Below are 1,608 nucleotides of genomic sequence, written 5' to 3'. Positions count from 1 at the left end.
GTCCACCGAGGTGACCGCGWAAGCGCCCCCGTCACCGCACGGCTGCGCAAACACTGACGTCGTATCCGGTCCGACCTCCTGGCTCCACCCGGTCGACGGAGCCAGGAGGCGCGGAACCCGCGGCAGCCACGCAGTATCGGACGTGCCGACGGGCCCTTGATCCCCAGGCAGACCTCTGCCATGACCTCTTTCCCGTCCCGATCCGGTGCCGCACTCGACCCACGGCTCGCGTCCGCGCTCGCCGAGGCCCCGGTCGTCGCGTCGGTCGTCGGCACCCGGCCGCTGCGGCAGTTCCCGACCGCGCCGGCCCTCGGGTCCGTCGCCGCCACGTCCGACCCCCGCCTCCGGCACCTGCGCCGGGGCCAGCTACCGTCCGTCCCGCCCGCCGCTCTGAAGAGGTCCGCCCACCATCCCGGGAGTGAGTCCCTCATGTCATACGTCGTCGCCCGCTACCGCACCGAGGAGGGGGAGGAGAACACCGTCCTCCCCCTGCTCGACACCATGACCGCCGTCTCCGGCCAGGAGCCGGGCAACCTCGCCCACCGCGTCCACCAGGGCACCGAGGACCCGCGGACGATCGTGCTGTACGAGGAGTACTTCTCCGAGGCCGACTTCACCGCGCACCGCGCCACCCCGCACTTTCAGGACACCGTTCTCGGCACGGTGGTCCCGCTGTCGGAGAGCCGTGACGTGCTGCGCCGCGCCCCGCGCCCGGAGGTGAGGGCATGAAGACCCGTGCGGTGGTCCTGCGCGGCGTGTCGACGGCCCGCCCCTACTCCGACACCCGTCCGGTGGAGGTGGAGGAGCTGGAGCTGGGTGCCCCGCGCGAGGGCGAGGTGCTGGTGCGGATCGCGGCCGCCTCGCTCTGTCATTCGGATCTTTCGGTCGTCAACGGCGACCGGGTCCGCCCGCTGCCCATGGCGCTGGGCCATGAGGCGGTGGGCGTCGTCCAGGACACCGGACCGGGCGTCAGCCGGGTCCGTCCCGGTGACCATGTGGCTCTGGTCTTCGTGCCGAGCTGCGGCTTCTGCGCCGACTGCGCGGCGGGCCGACCCGCCCTGTGCGCACAGGCGGCCGCGGCGAACGGATCGGGTGCGCTGCTGCACGGCTCGTCGCTGCTGACCGATGCCTCCGGAGCCCCGGTCCACCACCAGCTGGGCGTCTCCGCGTTCTCCGAACACGCAGTGCTGGCCCAGGAATCGGTGGTGCCGATCCCGAAGGACATCCCGTTCGCGGTGGCGTCGATGTTCGGCTGCGCCGTCCTGACCGGCGCCGGAGCCGTCATCAACACGGCGGCCCTGCGCCCCGGCCAGTCGACGGTGGTGTACGGCCTGGGCGGCGTGGGCCTGTCCGCGGTGCTGGGTGCCCGTGCGGCGGGCGCGTACCCGATCATCGCGGTCGACCCGGTCCGGGAGAAGCGCGAGCTGGCTCTGCAGCTGGGCGCGACTCATGCCTGCGCTCCCGGCGAGGCGATCGAGGAGATTCGCGAACTCACGGGCGGTGGAAGTGAGTTGGCCGTGGAGGCGGTGGGCAGCCCCGAGGTGATGGCGCAGTGCCTGACCGCTGTGGCCCGGGGCGGCAAGGTCGTCTCGGTGGGCCTGCCCGCCC

General features: G+C 73.0%; 2 protein-coding genes. Both read left to right on the top strand.

The features are described from left to right. Nucleotides 1-429 precede the first annotated feature (429 nt). Complete coding sequence (locus DIZ27_RS45035; RefSeq protein WP_109383996.1) at nt 430-729, top strand: putative quinol monooxygenase; 300 nt, start codon at nt 430-432, stop codon at nt 727-729. Beyond that, the coding region (locus DIZ27_RS45030) for an alcohol dehydrogenase catalytic domain-containing protein (protein ID WP_109383995.1) at nt 726-1,608 on the top strand (883 nt) is incomplete at its 3' end. The genes DIZ27_RS45035 and DIZ27_RS45030, both read left to right, overlap by 4 nt.

The organism is Streptomyces sp. NWU339 (assembly GCF_003143855.1).
Taxonomy (GTDB): Bacteria; Actinomycetota; Actinomycetes; order Streptomycetales; family Streptomycetaceae; genus Streptomyces.
This window is presented reverse-complemented; position numbering and strand designations above follow the sequence as displayed.

What these genes read in the sequence shown, in the direction of transcription:
- DIZ27_RS45035 (WP_109383996.1), top strand. Translation starts at nt 430, where the DNA reads ATGTCATACGTCGTCGCCCGCTACCGCACCGAGGAGGGGGAGGAGAAC.